At 70.5% G+C, this 14,253-nt stretch carries 15 protein-coding genes; 10 read left to right on the top strand and 5 right to left on the bottom strand.

Annotated features, from left to right (window positions below):
• Window positions 1-74 precede the first annotated feature (74 nt).
• Complete coding sequence (locus ACFW0G_RS30860; RefSeq protein ID WP_378328949.1) at window positions 75-1,172, top strand: D-alanine--D-alanine ligase family protein; 1,098 nt, start codon at window positions 75-77, stop codon at window positions 1,170-1,172.
• Here ACFW0G_RS30860 and ACFW0G_RS30855 read toward each other — a convergent pair.
• Both ACFW0G_RS30855 and ACFW0G_RS30850 read right to left on the bottom strand, forming a co-directional pair.
• On the bottom strand, window positions 1,169-1,708 hold the full coding sequence (locus tag ACFW0G_RS30855; RefSeq protein ID WP_378328948.1) for a DUF3515 domain-containing protein: 540 nt from the start codon (window positions 1,706-1,708) through the stop codon (window positions 1,169-1,171). The genes ACFW0G_RS30860 and ACFW0G_RS30855 overlap by 4 nt on opposite strands.
• 19 nt (window positions 1,709-1,727) lie before the next feature.
• Window positions 1,728-1,961: an Lrp/AsnC family transcriptional regulator gene (locus ACFW0G_RS30850; protein ID WP_378328947.1), complete on the bottom strand. Its 234-nt coding sequence runs from the start codon at window positions 1,959-1,961 to the stop codon at window positions 1,728-1,730.
• A gap of 138 nt (window positions 1,962-2,099) precedes the next feature.
• On the opposite strand from ACFW0G_RS30850, the gene ACFW0G_RS30845 reads away from it, so the two are divergent.
• Window positions 2,100-3,056 carry a thiamine-phosphate kinase gene (locus ACFW0G_RS30845; protein ID WP_378328946.1) on the top strand — a complete coding sequence of 319 codons (957 nt, stop codon included), beginning with the start codon at window positions 2,100-2,102 and terminating at the stop codon, window positions 3,054-3,056.
• A gap of 21 nt (window positions 3,057-3,077) precedes the next feature.
• The gene (locus tag ACFW0G_RS30840; RefSeq protein WP_378328945.1) at window positions 3,078-3,551 is read left to right on the top strand and encodes a GNAT family N-acetyltransferase; all 474 of its coding nucleotides are present in this window, start codon (window positions 3,078-3,080) and stop codon (window positions 3,549-3,551) included.
• Here ACFW0G_RS30840 and ACFW0G_RS30835 read toward each other — a convergent pair.
• A complete protein-coding gene (locus ACFW0G_RS30835; RefSeq protein ID WP_378328944.1) occupies window positions 3,530-4,756 on the bottom strand; it encodes a glycoside hydrolase family 27 protein in 1,227 nt (408 codons plus the stop codon). The two genes, ACFW0G_RS30840 and ACFW0G_RS30835, sit on opposite strands and share 22 nt — an antisense overlap.
• 45 nt (window positions 4,757-4,801) lie before the next feature.
• On the opposite strand from ACFW0G_RS30835, the gene ACFW0G_RS30830 reads away from it, so the two are divergent.
• The 3 genes from ACFW0G_RS30830 to ACFW0G_RS30820 all read left to right on the top strand — a co-directional run bounded on the left by ACFW0G_RS30830 (window position 4,802) and on the right by ACFW0G_RS30820 (window position 6,897).
• Complete coding sequence (locus ACFW0G_RS30830; protein WP_378328943.1) at window positions 4,802-5,323, top strand: gamma carbonic anhydrase family protein; 522 nt, start codon at window positions 4,802-4,804, stop codon at window positions 5,321-5,323.
• Window positions 5,324-5,343: 20 nt separating this feature from the next.
• The gene (locus tag ACFW0G_RS30825) at window positions 5,344-6,021 is read left to right on the top strand and encodes a uracil-DNA glycosylase (protein ID WP_378328942.1); all 678 of its coding nucleotides are present in this window, start codon (window positions 5,344-5,346) and stop codon (window positions 6,019-6,021) included.
• 84 nt (window positions 6,022-6,105) lie between these two features.
• The gene (locus ACFW0G_RS30820; protein WP_378328941.1) at window positions 6,106-6,897 is read left to right on the top strand and encodes an alpha/beta fold hydrolase; all 792 of its coding nucleotides are present in this window, start codon (window positions 6,106-6,108) and stop codon (window positions 6,895-6,897) included.
• Between the two features lie 496 nt (window positions 6,898-7,393).
• Here ACFW0G_RS30820 and rpmB read toward each other — a convergent pair whose 3' ends face one another.
• Window positions 7,394-7,585: a 50S ribosomal protein L28 gene (rpmB, locus tag ACFW0G_RS30815; protein ID WP_324162777.1), complete on the bottom strand. Its 192-nt coding sequence runs from the start codon at window positions 7,583-7,585 to the stop codon at window positions 7,394-7,396.
• Window positions 7,586-7,717: 132 nt separating this feature from the next.
• On the opposite strand from rpmB, the gene ACFW0G_RS30810 reads away from it, so the two are divergent.
• From ACFW0G_RS30810 to ACFW0G_RS30800, 3 genes are read left to right on the top strand one after another with little or no spacing between them, the layout of a single operon-like run.
• A complete protein-coding gene (locus ACFW0G_RS30810) occupies window positions 7,718-9,316 on the top strand; it encodes a DAK2 domain-containing protein (protein ID WP_378328940.1) in 1,599 nt (532 codons plus the stop codon).
• Window positions 9,317-9,319: 3 nt separating this feature from the next.
• Window positions 9,320-11,470 carry an ATP-dependent DNA helicase RecG gene (recG, locus tag ACFW0G_RS30805; RefSeq protein WP_378328939.1) on the top strand — a complete coding sequence of 717 codons (2,151 nt, stop codon included), beginning with the start codon at window positions 9,320-9,322 and terminating at the stop codon, window positions 11,468-11,470.
• 4 nt (window positions 11,471-11,474) lie between these two features.
• A complete protein-coding gene (locus ACFW0G_RS30800; protein WP_378328938.1) occupies window positions 11,475-11,984 on the top strand; it encodes a GNAT family N-acetyltransferase in 510 nt (169 codons plus the stop codon).
• Window positions 11,985-12,333: 349 nt separating this feature from the next.
• Here ACFW0G_RS30800 and ACFW0G_RS30795 read toward each other — a convergent pair whose 3' ends face one another.
• The gene (locus ACFW0G_RS30795; protein ID WP_378328937.1) at window positions 12,334-12,939 is read right to left on the bottom strand and encodes a TetR/AcrR family transcriptional regulator; all 606 of its coding nucleotides are present in this window, start codon (window positions 12,937-12,939) and stop codon (window positions 12,334-12,336) included.
• Window positions 12,940-12,970: 31 nt separating this feature from the next.
• On the opposite strand from ACFW0G_RS30795, the gene ACFW0G_RS30790 reads away from it, so the two are divergent.
• Window positions 12,971-14,182, top strand: coding sequence for an erythromycin esterase family protein (locus ACFW0G_RS30790; RefSeq protein WP_378328936.1), 1,212 nt, complete (start codon window positions 12,971-12,973; stop codon window positions 14,180-14,182).
• Window positions 14,183-14,253: the final 71 nt, after the last annotated feature.

The following is a 14,253-nucleotide window of genomic DNA, read 5'->3' as shown; positions in this document are numbered from 1 at the left end:
AGCCGTGCCGGCACGTCACCCCAACAAGCCCGCTGATCCGAGGAGCAGGGAGCACGCATGTACGGTGACCGGCTATGAGCGGTGAAAAGATTCGGGTGGCGGTCGTGTTCGGTGGCCGGAGCACGGAACACACGATTTCGTGCCTTTCCGCGGGCAGCGTCCTCGCCAACCTGGACCCCGCGCGGTTCGAGGCCGTCCCGATCGGGATCACCCCGGCGGGTGGCTGGGTGCTCGGCAGCGGCGAGCCCGAACAGCTGGCGATCCGCGGACGCGAGCTGCCCTCGGTCGAGGAAGGCAAAGCGCTCGTACTCGCGGGTGACCCGACCCAGCGCGAGCTGGTCATGCTCGACACCGGCGAGGCCACCGAGGCGCTGGCCGCGGTCGACGTCGTCTTCCCCGTCCTGCACGGCGCGTTCGGCGAGGACGGCACCATCCAGGGACTGCTCGAACTCGCCGGGATCCCCTACGTCGGTCCCGGCGTGTTCGCCAGCGCGGCCGCGATGGACAAGGAGTACGCGAAGAAGCTGCTCGCCGCCGAAGGGCTCCCGGTCGGCACCTACACGGCACTCCGCCGTGGACAGTCCACAGTGGACGAGGCGGACCGGGAACGGCTGGGGCTGCCGGTGTTCGTCAAGCCGTCGCGCGCGGGTTCGAGCGTGGGCATCAGCCGGGTCGCCGACTGGTCCGAAGTGGACGCCGCGATCGCGCTGGCCCGGCAGACCGATCCCAAGGTGCTGGTCGAGGCCGCGGTCGCGGGCCGCGAGGTCGAATGCGGCGTGCTGGAGTTCCCCGACGGCCGCGTCGAGGCGTCGCTGCCGGCGGAGATCCGGGTGCTGTCCGACGACGAAAGCGCCTGGTACGACTTCGAGACCAAGTACCTCGGCGACGACGCGGAGCTGGACATCCCGGCGAAGCTGGACGACGCGGTCACCGAGCGCCTGCGCGCCATGGCCGTCGAGGCGTTCCGCGCGCTGGACTGCCAGGGATTGGCCAGGGTCGACTTCTTCGTCGGCGAGGACGGCGAGCCGACCATCAACGAGGTCAACACGATGCCCGGGTTCACCACGAAGTCGGCCTATCCGAAGATGTGGGAGGTCACCGGCGTCGACTACCCGACGCTGCTGGGGACCCTGATCGAGACCGCGATCGCGCGCGGTACCGGCCTGCGCTAGAACTTCAGCGGCAGGGGCGGCAGTTTCGCCGCGACCGTGCCGGAAATGTCCTGCAGCGGCCCGGTTCCCGCCGAGTCCGGCACGGTCAGCGCGGAGTAGACGCCGCGGTCGACGACGTACCAGGTCGCCGATCCCTCGCCGGGGACCTGGAGCCACTGGACGCCGTTGATCTGCCGCAGCGTCGCGGTCGGTGTGAGCTCCGGCGGCCGCTCGAGCCCGCAGCGGAGCACGATCGGGTCGGTGTCGCCCCAGGCGATCGTCGACGGCGGTGCCGGGTCGGCCAGCGTGCGCGGGGTGAGCTTCTTGCCCGCCGAAACGAGTTCGGTCGGGACCGCGCCCATCAGCGTCGCGCAGTCCGGGCTGCCCGCCTGCGGGGCGGGCACCGAGACCAGGGCGAGCGGCCCTTGCCCGGAGGAGGAGTCGGCCGCGGTGCCCTTCGTCAGCGCGAAGACCGCGACCGCCGCCGCCAGCGCGACGGCGAGCGCGGTCGCGATATACAGCACCGCTTTCGGTGGTGCGCCGGTGTTGGAGTCCACCGGACCACTACACCACTCGTCAGAGATGGACCACCGGGCAGGTCAGCGTACGGGTGATGCCTTCCACGTTCTGCACCTTGGCGACGACGAGCTGGCCGAGCTGGTCGACGTTCTCGGCCGCGGCGCGCACGATGACGTCGTAGGGTCCGGTGACATCCTCCGAGCTGGTGACGCCGGGGATGTCGGAGATCTCCGCGGCGACCGCGGCCGCCTTGCCGACCTCGGTCTGGATGAGGATGTATGCGTGGACCACGGCGCGCCCTTTCGTCGGTATCGCTCGGCTCAAGGTAGGAACGTTCTCAGCAACGTATCCCCGGCTCCGGGAAAAACATAGGGCATCCGACTGTCGGTGATCGACATGTGTTGTGTGAGAAGAAACGGGAGGTGACCGGTGTCACCGGACGACGGCACGGTGGCGGGGACCGGCGAGTTCGCGCTGATCGACGCGGTGATCGCGGGACGGCGGCAGCCCGCGGCCACGCTGCTCGGCCCCGGCGACGACGCCGCGGTCGTCGCCGCACCCGACGGCCGCGTCGTGGCCAGTACGGACGTGCTGGTGCACGGCGTGCACTTCCGGCTGGACTGGTCCAGCCCGGAGCAGGTCGGCCGCAAGGCCGCGGCGGTGAACCTGGCCGACATCGCCGCGATGGGCGCACGGCCCAGCTCGCTGCTCGCCGGCATCGCCTGCCCGCCCGACACGCCCACCGAGGTGATCACCGAGCTGGCGAAGGGGATGTGGGCCGAGGCCGAACGCGCCGGCGTCGGCGTCTCCGGCGGGGACATGGTCCGCGCCGACCAGCTCGTGATCAGCGTCACCGCCTTGGGTGACCTCGGTGGCCGCGAACCGGTGACCCGGTCGGGCGCGCGGCCCGGTGATGTCGTCGCGGTGTGCGGCAAACTCGGCTGGGCGGCCGCCGGGCTCGCCGTGCTGGGCCGCGGGTTCCGGTCCCCGGTCGGGGTGGTCAACGCGCAACGCTGTCCCGAACCGCCGTACGAGGCCGGGCCGCTGGCCGCCGACGCGGGCGCGACGTCGATGATCGACGTCTCCGACGGCCTGCTCGCCGATCTGGGGCATATCGCCGAGGCGTCCGGTGTCGGCATCGACATCCGCACCGCAGATCTGGACGTCGCCTCGCGACTGGTCGAAGTGGGCACGGCGCTCGGCGCGGACCCGCTGCGCTGGGTGCTCACCGGGGGCGAGGATCACGCGCTGGCGGCGACGTTCCCGCCGTTCGGTGATCCGCCGGAGGGCTGGCGGGCGATCGGCGCGGTCACCATCGCGGAGTCCGGCGTCACCGTGGACGGCAAGCCGTACCAGCACGAGCCGGGCTGGGAACACTGGCGCTGATCACCGGTTAATCTCGGGCGCATGGACATCCGTGTGGTCCCGTACGACCATCCCGACGCCGTCAAGCTGATGGACGAGGTCCAGCTGGTCTACGTCGAGCGCTATGGCAGCGAGGACTCGACGCCGATGGACCCGGCGGAGTTCGCTCCGCCGCAGGGGTTGTTCCTCGTCGGCTATCTCGACGACGTCCCGGTCGCGAGCGGCGGCTGGCGCGCTCATGACGGGCCCGCTCCGTACTTCCGGCCGGGCGATTTCGAGCTGAAGCGCATGTACGTCGTCGAGGCGGCACGGGGTCGCGGGTTCGCGCGGGCGATGCTGGCCGAGCTGGAACGCACGGCGGTCGCCGCCGGGCGGAAGCGGGCCGTGCTGGAGACCGGCGTCAAACAGCCCGAAGCGCTGGCGCTGTACGAATCCTCGGGCTACCACGAGATCCCGAAGTTCGGTGTCTACCGCTGCGAACCCGACAGCGTCTGCTACGCCAAGGACTTCGCCTGACGGCACAACCGGAGCAGGGTGACCGAGTGTGGGGCGACGGTGGCGGAGACGACGTCGGTGGCGCTGCCGGTGTCGGTGTGCTGCCACAGATCGCGGACCCGCCAGGTGCCGGGCACGGTCGTCGAGATCGGCGTGGGCGTGGTGCCGGTGTTCAGCAGTGCGACGGCGAATCCGCCGTCGGAGAGCGGTTTTCCCCACACCTGGGCGTCGCCGGAGGACGACCAGCGCCGTCCCTGGCCGTGCGCGAAGTCCTGGTCGAGCGCGATCACCTCGCGATTGCCCAGCGTCGCCAGGTTCGCCGCGGTCAGCTTGTCCGGGGCCGCTCCGGCGAACAACGGCGCGTTCAGCAGCGCCCACAGGCTGAAGTGCGCCCGGTTCTCGTCTTCGGTGAGCGAGCCGTTGCCGACTTGAAGCATGTCCGGGTCGTTCCAGCCACCAGGGACGCCGGTGTATCCGGCGACGTCCGCCTGCTGCGCGAGCACCGAGAGCACCGACGCCCAGTCCGGCGAGAGGTCGTTCGTCGTGCGCCAGAGGTTCGCCACCGGGCGAGCCCAGGTCCACGGGCTGGACGCGCCGTACTCGGAGATCGCGTAGAGGATCGGGTGGTCGAGCCGCGCGAGTTCGTCGCGCATCGTGGTGAAGGCGGCTTTCCGGTCGAGACCGTCCACAGTGTCCGCATCGCACCAGTCGTACTTGAGGTAGTCCACGCTCCAGCGTGCGAACAGTTCCGCGTCCTGCCGTTCGTGCCCGAGCGAGCCGATTCCACTTGCCGGGTAAGCGTTGCTGGCCATCGCGCAGGTCCGGCTGCCCGGCACGGCGTAGATGCCGAACAGCAGGCCCCGCGCGTGGACGTAGTCGGCGAGCGCGGCGATCCCGCCGGGGAACCGTGCGGGATCCGGGCGCAGCGAGCCGTCCGTGGCCCGCGTCGGGGCCTGCCAGCAGTCGTCGACGACGACGTAGCGGTATCCGGCGTCGCGCATCCCGGTCTTCACCAGCGCGTCGGCGGCGTCGCGGACGACCTGCTCGGTCAGTCCGTAGCAGCCGACCTGGTTCCAGCTGTTCCAGCCCATCGGCGGCGTGACGGCCAGTCCGTTCGCGAGCGAGGGCATGGCGCCGACGGGCCAGAAGAACGCGGCCAGCACCAGGACTGTGAGCACGATCCGCGTGCCCCGGCGCTGGTTTCTCGTCTTCGCGGCGATGCGCATGATCCAATCGCATCGTCAGTGAAATCGCAGTATCCGGAGGAACGCATGCCGATCTACGCGCTCGGGGATCTCGAACCGACCATCCACCCCGATGCCTACGTCCACCCCGACGCCACGGTCATCGGCGACGTCCGGATCGCCGCGCACGCCTCGGTGTGGCCGCAGACCGTGCTGCGTGGCGACCACGGGTACATCGAGATCGGCGAGCGCTCCAACATCCAGGACGGCTGCGTCGTGCATTGCACGCGGCGGCATCCGACGATTCTCGGGCCGTCGTCGGCGGTGGGGCATTCGGTGCACATCGAGGGCGCGAAAATCGGGACGGGCTGCCTGATCGCGTCCGGGTCGGTGGTGCTCAACGGTTCGGTGATCGAAGACGGCGGCATGGTCGGCGCCGGTGCCGTGCTGTCGTACGAATCCCATGTGGGACAAGGGGAAATCGCGCTGGGCGTGCCCGCGAAGACGCGGCCGAACAAGTCCTTCGGGCCGGACCAGATCGCGTTGGTGGTCAATTCCTACGTCGAGCGCGCGATCCGGTTCCGGGGCGAGCTTCGGCGCCTCTCCTAGAAGCGCTAAGCTCGCGCCCCGTGACCGGACGACCGCTGCACGAGATCATCGAAGCAGGCTGGGCCGAGGCCCTCGAACCGGTGGCGCCACAGGTCGCCGCCATGGGGGAGTTCCTCCGCGCGGAGATCGCCGCCGGGCGGACCTATCTCCCGGCGGGGGAGCACGTCCTGCGCGCGTTCAAACAGCCCTTCCACGACGTGCGGGTGCTGATCGTCGGCCAGGACCCGTATCCGACGCCGGGGCACGCGGTCGGGCTCAGTTTCTCGGTGGCGCCGGACGTGCGCCCGATCCCGAAGAGCCTGATCAACATCTACAAGGAGTACTGCGAGGACCTCGGCTACCCGCCGCCGTCCAACGGCGATCTGACGCCGTGGGCGGATCAGGGCATCCTGCTGCTCAACAGGGCGCTGACGGTGCAGCCCGGCAAGTCGAACTCGCATCAGGGCAAGGGCTGGGAGCAGGTCACCGAGCAGGCGATCAAGGCCCTCGCGGCGCGCCCGGAGCCGATGGTCGCGATCCTGTGGGGCCGCAACGCGCGGAACCTGAAGCCGATGCTGGGCAACGTCCCGTGCATCGAGTCGGCGCATCCGAGCCCGCTTTCGGCACACAACGGCTTCTTCGGCTCGCGGCCGTTCAGCCGGGCCAACCAGCTGCTGGCCGAGCAGGGCGCGGCGCCGGTCGAATGGAAACTTCCGTAACGTGTGTCAAGGAGCGGGCGTCGGTTCCGACCGCTGGGTGAACGGCGGCGTTCGAGCCGCTTCCCTGTTTTCCTGGAGGACCGCATGACCGAGGTTTCGACCGTCGTTTCCGCCGACGGCACCAAGATCGCTTTCGAACGCCGGGGCGCCGGAACGCCGTTGATCCTGATCGGCGGCGCCGTCAACGACCGGACGACCGTCGCCGGACTCGCCGAAGTTCTCGACGGTTACACCACGATCGCCTATGACCGGCGTGGCCGGGGCGACAGCGGTGACGCGGAGACGTACAGCGTGGACCGGGAGGTCGAGGACCTCGCCGCGCTGATCGAGCACGTGGGTGGTTCGGCGCACGTGTTCGGGCATTCCTCGGGCGCGGTTCTGGCGCTGGAAGCGGCTTCGCGAGGGCTGTCCATCAACCGCGTCGCGGCGTACGAACCGCCGTACATCGTCGACGGCAGCCGCCCGCGGCCCGGGGACGACCTCGTGGATCGCGTGCGTGCCGCGCTGGACGCGGGTGATTGCGACGAGGCTGTGACGTTGTTCCTGGTCGAAGGCACCGACACGCCTGCCGGGATCGTTGCCGGGATGAAGACCGCCCCGGTGTGGGGCTGGTTCACCGCGCTGGCGCACACGCTGCCGTACGACCTGACGATCTGCGGCCCCGGCAACCACCTGCCTGTTTCGGGCCTGGCGAAGATCACCGTGCCGACGCTGGTCATCGGCGGGGGCGCGAGCCCGGCGTGGATGCCCGCGGGCGCCCGCGCCGCCGCCGAGGCCGTGCCGGGCGGGGTGTATCAGACGCTGGAGGGCCAGGACCACGGCGTGCTCCAACACCCGAAAACCCTGCTCCCCCTCCTCACCGACTTCTACGGCTGACGTTCCGTGAATGCCACATTGAGAGAATCAGAGTCTCTCAATGTGGCATTCACGGACTATCGCAGCCGTCGGGAGCGGCTTGCCCCGAACGACGCGTTCGCGGCGTTGTGGCGCCGACTCTGGGGGCCTGAGAACCGAGGGACGCCCTTGGTGCGTCAGCCGCACCGAGGGACGCCCCCGTCGCACTCAACGCACCCAGGGTGCCCCTCGGCGTCTCTCACGTAACCACAGGAACCCGCACGGCCCCGCTGCGCTGAAGGCCCCCTTCAGCGCACCCAGCGCACTAAAGGCGCCCTTCAGCGCGCAACACGCACTGAAAGCGCCCTTCAGCACACGCGCGCAGAGTAGTGAGCCACCAACGGAACGTAACCGCAACCGGGGGTCCAGGGGCTTGCCCCCTGGCGGGGGTTTGGGGTTCGACCCCCAAAGGGCACGTAGCCGAAAAAAATGGCGAGTGCTCTCCACGAGCACTCGCCATCCAAGCCTTTCGGCGACCCTACCCGCGCACGACCTTGCCCGCCTTGATGCACGAGGTGCACACGTTGAGGCGCTTGCGCTGGGACAGACCGATCTTCGCGTGAACGGTCTGGATGTTCGGGTTCCAGCGGCGGTTGGTACGCCGATGGGAGTGCGAGACCGACTTGCCGAAGCCCGGCCCCTTGCCACAGACGTCGCACACGGCAGCCACGTCGAACTCCTTTGAATCTGGGACGTAGAACGGCCCAGATAACCCCTGGGCAACTCGACCATAGTAACTAGTGGTTTCCGGGACCGTCGCACCGGGTCGCTACCCTCGCGGGGACCAGCGAGGAGGTTACGGGTGCGGGTGCTGGACGTGGCGGCGGTGTCGGCCTGGTCGGCGGCCTGTGTGCACAGTCTCGACGGGCTGCGGCCGGCGATCAACGGCATCAACGTCTACCCGGTGGCGGACTCCGACACGGGGTCCAATCTCCTGCACACGATGACCGGCGCCCACCGCGCGCTCGCCACCGCCGGGCCCGCCACCGCGGCCGAGTCGCTGGCCGTGCTCGCCCAGGGCGCGGTCGCGGCCGCGCGCGGGAACTCCGGGGTCATCATCTCCCAGGTCGTGCGCGGTTTGGCGGACTGGGCGGCCGGCGGCGGGGAACTGGACGGGCCGGGGCTGGCCGCGGCGCTGGTGCGTGCCGACGAGGTCGCGACCGGGGCGGTGAGCCGCCCGGTGGCCGGGACCATGATCACCGTTCTGCACGCGGTCGCGACGGCCGTCCGCGGCTGTCCGGGCGACCTCGCCGACGTCGCGACGGCGGCCGCCGTGGCCGCGGCGGCCGCGCTGGAGGAGACGCCGAAGCAGCTTCCCGCGCTGGCCAGGGCCGGCGTCGTCGATGCGGGCGGGCGGGGGCTGGTCGCGGTTCTGGACGCGCTGGCCGGGGTGGTCACCGGTACGGCCACCGAGCACGAACACGCTCTGGAGGCGATCACCTCCCATGCCCCGGGTGAGGTCGCTTACGCGTGGGAGGTCATGTACCTGCTCGACGGCGTCGACGAGGCCCGGCTGCCCGCGTTGCGCAAGGAGCTGAGCGGCCTCGGGGACAGCGTCACGGTGGCGGGGGACGGCTCGGGCAGCCATGCCGTCCACGTGCACTGCGCGGACATCGGCGCCGCGATCGAGGCCGGGATCGAACTGGGCAGGCCGCGCCGCATCCGGGTCGAGCCGCTCGTCACGCCGACCCCGATCGAACCGGGCGGCGGGCTCGACCGCACCGTGGTGGTGGTCGTCCACGGCGGCGCGCTCGCCGAGGTGCTGCGCGCGGAAGGCGTCGCGGTGCTGGCCGTGCCGAGCGGCACCACGCCGAGCGTCGAGGAGATGATCGGCCTGCTCAACGAGGCCGCCGGGCGGCACGTCACGGTGCTGCCGGGCGGCACCGAGCTGACGGTGGCCGCGGACGCGGCGGCCGGGCACGCGATGGCCGCGGACCGCGACGTCGTGGTGATCCCGTGTGCTTCGCCGGTGCAGGTGCTGGCCGCGCTGGCGGTGCACGATCCGGCGCGGCGCACGAACGACGACGTGGTGGCGATGGCCGAAGCGGCCGCGGCGACCAGGCGTGGCGAGCTGCGGATCGCGCTGGAGGAGTCGCTAACCTGGGTGGGCCGGGCCCAGTCCGGCGATCTGATCGGCCTGGTCGACGACGAGGTGGTGCTCATCGAGCCCGCGGGTGGTGTGGTGCCTTCCGACGGCGACCTCGTGGCGGCCGCGATGAAAGTGCTGGGTCGCATGCTGGCGGTCGGTGGTGAGCTGGTGACCGTGCTGACCGGGGCGGACGTGCCGCCGGGCGTTGCCGCCGAGCTGGCCGAGCAGTTACGGGTGGAGCATCCCGAGGTGGAGTTGACGAGTTATGCCAGTGGCCAGGCGGGCGCCGTGCTGCTGATGGGGGTTGAGTAGACCATGGCCGGGCTGCGCGACAAGCTTCCGCTGTTGCTGGGCGCCAAGACGGCGAAGGCGCTGTCGACGGCGTTGGACATCGAGACGGTCAGCGATCTGCTGCGGCACTATCCGCGCCGGTACGCGGAGCGCGGCGAGATGACCGACATCGCGGGGCTCGAACTCGGTGAGTACGCGACCGTGCTGGCGCGGATCGAGAAGATCGGCAAGCGCACCATGAAATCGCGGCGCGGCACGATCCTCGACATGGTGATCACCGACGGCAAACGTCGTCTCGCGTGCGCGTTCTTCAACCAGGCGTGGCGGGAAAAGGAGCTGGCGCCGGGGAAGACGGGGCTGTTCTCGGGCAAGGTCACCGCGTTCCGCGACACCCTGCAGCTGGCGAACCCCGAGTACCAGTTGCTGGAGCCGGAGAACGAGGCCGAGGCCGTCGACAACTTCGCCGGCGCGATCATCCCGGTGTATCCGGCGGCGGCCGGGATGCCGTCGTGGTCGATCGAGAAGTGCGTGCGGCAGGTGCTCGACGTCCTCGAGGTCGACGAGGACCCGATGCCCGCCGAGCTGTTGTCGCGGTATCACCTGAGCGAGCTGGAGCCCGCGCTGCGGGGGATCCACCGGCCCGAAAGCTGGGCGGCGCTGGAGAACGCGCGGCGGCGCCTCAAATGGGACGAGGCCATGGCGGTGCAGCTGATTTTCGCGCAGCGCAGGCATTCCGCGGTGTCGCGCCCGGCGAAGGCGTCCCCGCACACCGACGGTGGAATCCTGGACGCCTTCGACAAGCGGCTGCCGTTCGAGCTGACCGACGGGCAGCGGGAGATCGGCGACGAGATCGCCGCGGACCTGGCGACCGAGCATCCGATGAACCGGCTGCTGCAGGGCGAGGTCGGCAGTGGGAAGACCGTGGTGGCGCTGCGCGCGATGCTGCAGGCGGTGGACTCGGGGCGGCAGGCCGCGATGCTCGCGCCGACGGAGGTGCTGGCCGCGCAGCACGCGCGTTCGCTGCGCGACATGCTGGGCGACCTCGCGCAGGCGGGGGAGCTGGGCGGGGCGGAGAACGCCACGCGGGTCACCTTGCTGACCGGGTCGATGGGTGCGAAGGAACGCAAAAAGGCGTTGCTGGAGACGGTCAGTGGCGAGGCGGGCATCGTCGTCGGGACGCACGCGCTGATCCAGGACACCGTGGCGTTCGCCGATCTGGGCCTGGTCGTGGTCGACGAGCAGCACCGTTTCGGCGTCGAACAGCGGGACGCGCTGCGTTCGCGGGGTGCCGACGGGACGAGCCCGCACGTGCTGGTCATGACGGCGACGCCGATTCCGCGCACCGTCGCGATGACGGTGTATGGCGATCTGGAGACTTCCGCGCTGCGGCAGATGCCGGTGGGGCGGTCGCCGATCAAGACGTCCGTGGTGCCGGTCGCGGAGAAACCCGCCTGGCTGGACCGGGCGTGGCAGCGGGTCCGCGAAGAGGTCGGCAAGGGGCACCAGGCCTACGTCGTGTGCCCGCGGATCGGGGACGAACCACCGTCGGACAAGACGGAACGTCCGCCCCTCGCGGTGCTCGACGTCGCGCCCGAGCTGGAACACGGGTCGCTCAAGGGATTGCGGATCGGGGTGCTGCACGGCCGGATGCCCGCCGACGAGAAGGACGCCGTGATGCGGGCGTTCGCCGCGGCCGAGCTGGACGTGCTGGTGGCCACGACGGTGATCGAGGTCGGCGTGAACGTGCCGAACGCGACCGCGATGGTGATCATGGACGCGGACCGGTTCGGGGTCAGTCAGCTGCACCAGCTGCGGGGCCGCGTCGGCCGGGGGAGCGTGCCGGGGTTGTGCCTGCTGGTGACCGAGACGCTGGACGGCACGTCGACGCGGGAGCGGCTGGCGGCCGTCGAGTCCACAACGGACGGTTTCGAGCTGTCGCGGCTCGATCTGGAGCTGCGGCGGGAGGGCGACATCCTCGGCGCGGCCCAGTCCGGGAAGCGGTCCACGCTCAAGCTGCTTTCGCTGCTGCGGGACGAAGAGGTGATCGCCGACGCGCGGACGTGTTCGCAGGCGTTCGTCGAACAGGATCCCGAGCTGAAGAACTTCCCCGGCCTCGCGCATCTGATCGCCGACGTGGTGGACCAGGACAGGGTCGAATACCTGGAAAAGAGCTGATGTCTTGCCGGAACCGGTGATCCGCGAGGCGGTGGCGGCCGACGCGACCGCGATCGGCTCGGTGCACGTCGCCTCGTGGCGGGTGGCCTACGCTGGGCACGTGTCCGACGACGTCCTCAGTGGACTGTCCATCTTGGACAGGGCGCGGCAGTGGGAGGAAGTCCTCGGCGCCGCCGAGCCGCGCGGGACCGTGGTCGTTCTCGAATCCGCGGGCTGGCTGGGCGGGTTCGCCGCCTTCGGTTCTGCTCTCGAGGACTCCGGTGGTCAGCTGTACGCGCTGTACGTCGATCCGCAGCAGTGGGGCCGTGGCTGGGGACGTCTCCTCCTCGACGAGGCCGTGACACGCCTGGCTTCCGCGGGGCACGCCGAGGCCGTGCTCTGGGTTCTGGACACGAACACCCGTGCCCGCACCTTCTACGAACGCGCGGGCTGGAAACCCGACGGCGCCACGAAAACCGAGGAACTCCACGGCGCCGTGCTCCCCACGGTCCGCTACCGCCGCCCCCTGCCCTGACCTGCCGTCAAGGCCACCTTACGGGCGTCTGACGCCCGTAAGGAGTCCTTGACGGCATTTGCCCCGGTGCTCTCGACGCGGTCTCGCCCTCTGATGCTCTCGAACGCGCTTTTGTCCCCGGCGTTCCCGGCCGCTCGGCGGCAGTTTCGTCGGCCCCCTCGCCTAGGCTGTTTGGTAGGGGGCTTCGGGGCGGTGCGAATGGTCCAGTCGTGCCGTCGGGGCGCCGGGGTGATGTCCCGAACGGAGCGTTCGCGACATCGAGGCGAGCGTCCACCCGTGCGCCCATCAATCCACAAAGGACATGGCCAGGGCCGCCGGAAAGCTACATGGGGACAAGCCCGAGCGCCGCTCAGACGACGAAGACGCCCGCGGCGGCAGCGGCCGCCGCGCTCCGGGCCGCGAGCCGGGCGTCGTCGAGGTCGAGGGATTCGCGCGAGATGAACAGCCGGTAGAAGATCGGCCCGCTCGCGGCGCGCACCACCTCGTCGGGAGAGGTTCCCGAAGGCGCTTCGCCGCGGGCGATCGCGCGGGTCGTGATCACGGCGCAGCGCGCGTGCCGGTCCTCGTAGAAGTCGTGCAGCGCCCCGGCGGCCAGGTCCGCCTGGAACGCCGCGAGGATCGCCGCCGTCGGCAGCTCACGCATACCGGGGGTGGTGAAGTACCCGACGAGCTCGGCCAGCATCTCGTACAGGTCGCCGGCGAGCGAGCCGGTGTCGGGTGCGGTCCAGTCGTCTTCGGTACCGAGGTGGAACGCCGCCGCGACGAGCCCTTCGGCGGATTTCCACCGGCGGTACACGGTCGTCTTGTGCACGCCGGAGCGTTCGGCGACGGCGTCCACGGTCAGTTCGCTGTAGCCCCGCTCGGCGAGCAGGTCCAAAGTGGCGTGCAGGACGGCGAGCCGGGTGCGCTCGGTGCGCCCGCCGGGCCGCTGGGTGCCGGGTAACTCCGTTGCCAACCGCTACTCCCGTTGCGTTAGTGTGCCCAGTATGCCAGCCCTGGACTTCGTCACTCCCTTTTCGGCGGCCGACGTGACGCCGATCGCCGATCTCATCGGCGACGCGAGCATCGTCGCGATCGGCGAGAACAACCATCACATCCACGAGTTCGGGCTGCTGCGCGACAAGCTTCTCCGTCACCTCGTGGAGCATCGCGGCTTCACCGTGCTCGGCTTCGAATCCGGCTTCCCGGAGGGACACCTCGTCGACGCCTGGCTCCAGGGCGCGCCCGGCGACGTCGCCGACATCGGCCGTGACGGGTTCACCTTCAGCCTCGGCGATTCGCCCGAGGTACACGGCATGCTGACCTGGCTGCGAGAGCACGGCGGCGTCCGCTTCGCCGGGCTGGACGTGCCGAGTTCGGGTGGTTCGCCGGTCCCGTCGCTCGACGCCGTCCGAGCCTACTTCGCCGAGGTCGATGCGCCCGCGGTGTCCCTTGTGGACGCCGCGGAGGCGGCAGTGAAGCCCTACATCGGGGCGAGCAACGCGGTCGCGATGGAGCGGTACAAGGAGTCGGACATCCCGCAGCGTGACGCCGCGACGGCGGCGTTGTCCGTGCTCGTCGCGCACTTCGACGCGCTCGCCCCGGCTTACCGGCAGCGCGGCGGTGCCGAGGCCTTCGCGACAGCGCGCCACCACGCCATCGGCGCGCTACGGGTCGATCTGCACCTGCGTGAAGTGACGGCGATGATGTCCGGCACCGCGCCCGAACTGGGGAGTTCCTCGAGGGACACGTACATGGCGGCCACCGCGCGGCTGCTGCGCGAGCGTTCCGACGCCAAGATCGTCCTGATGCTCCACAATGGACATCTGCAGCGGACGCCGTTCGCCCCGCTGCCCGGGAGCGCCTTCCCGCCGGCGGGGATGCGGCTCGCCGAGGAGTTCGGTGACGACTACTTCGCGCTCGGCCTCACCGCCACCACCGGGACGACCACCGGCCTCGCCCCGCAGGAGGGCACCCGCCTGGGGTTCCGCAGCTACGAACAGAAACTGGACGCTCCCGCCGAAGGCAGCGTCGAGGAAGCACTCGCCGACGCCGGTCCGTGCCTCGTCGATCTCCGTGCCGGCCGCGCCGCCGGAAAGCCGGGCCCGGCGAGCATCCGGCACGCGCACATGTTCACGCCGGTCGACGTCCTCCACGCCTTCGACGCGCTCGTCCACCTGCCCCGGATGTCGGTCAGTGGGAACGTCCCGAAGGAGTGAGCCGACCGGCGTCAACCGTTCGGGCGACATGGGCAGCGCCGAGTTGCCGGTGCCGCCCGGCGCGCGATACC

It is taken from the genome of Amycolatopsis sp. NPDC058986 (genome assembly GCF_042741125.1).
GTDB lineage: Bacteria > Actinomycetota > Actinomycetes > Mycobacteriales > Pseudonocardiaceae > Amycolatopsis.
The sequence above is the reverse complement of the archived record's forward strand: the minus strand, read 5'-3'. Positions and strand labels throughout refer to the sequence as shown.

Excerpts from the sequence above, each read along its gene's own strand:
- ACFW0G_RS30860 (WP_378328949.1), top strand. The coding sequence starts at position 75 with ATGAGCGGTGAAAAGATTCGGGTGGCGGTCGTGTTCGGTGGCCGGAGC.
- ACFW0G_RS30840 (WP_378328945.1), top strand. The coding sequence starts at position 3,078 with ATGGACATCCGTGTGGTCCCGTACGACCATCCCGACGCCGTCAAGCTG.
- ACFW0G_RS30835 (WP_378328944.1), bottom strand. The coding sequence starts at position 4,756 with ATGCGCATCGCCGCGAAGACGAGAAACCAGCGCCGGGGCACGCGGATC.
- ACFW0G_RS30830 (WP_378328943.1), top strand. The coding sequence starts at position 4,802 with ATGCCGATCTACGCGCTCGGGGATCTCGAACCGACCATCCACCCCGAT.
- ACFW0G_RS30820 (WP_378328941.1), top strand. The coding sequence starts at position 6,106 with ATGACCGAGGTTTCGACCGTCGTTTCCGCCGACGGCACCAAGATCGCT.
- recG (WP_378328939.1), top strand. The coding sequence starts at position 9,320 with ATGGCCGGGCTGCGCGACAAGCTTCCGCTGTTGCTGGGCGCCAAGACG.
- ACFW0G_RS30790 (WP_378328936.1), top strand. The coding sequence starts at position 12,971 with ATGCCAGCCCTGGACTTCGTCACTCCCTTTTCGGCGGCCGACGTGACG.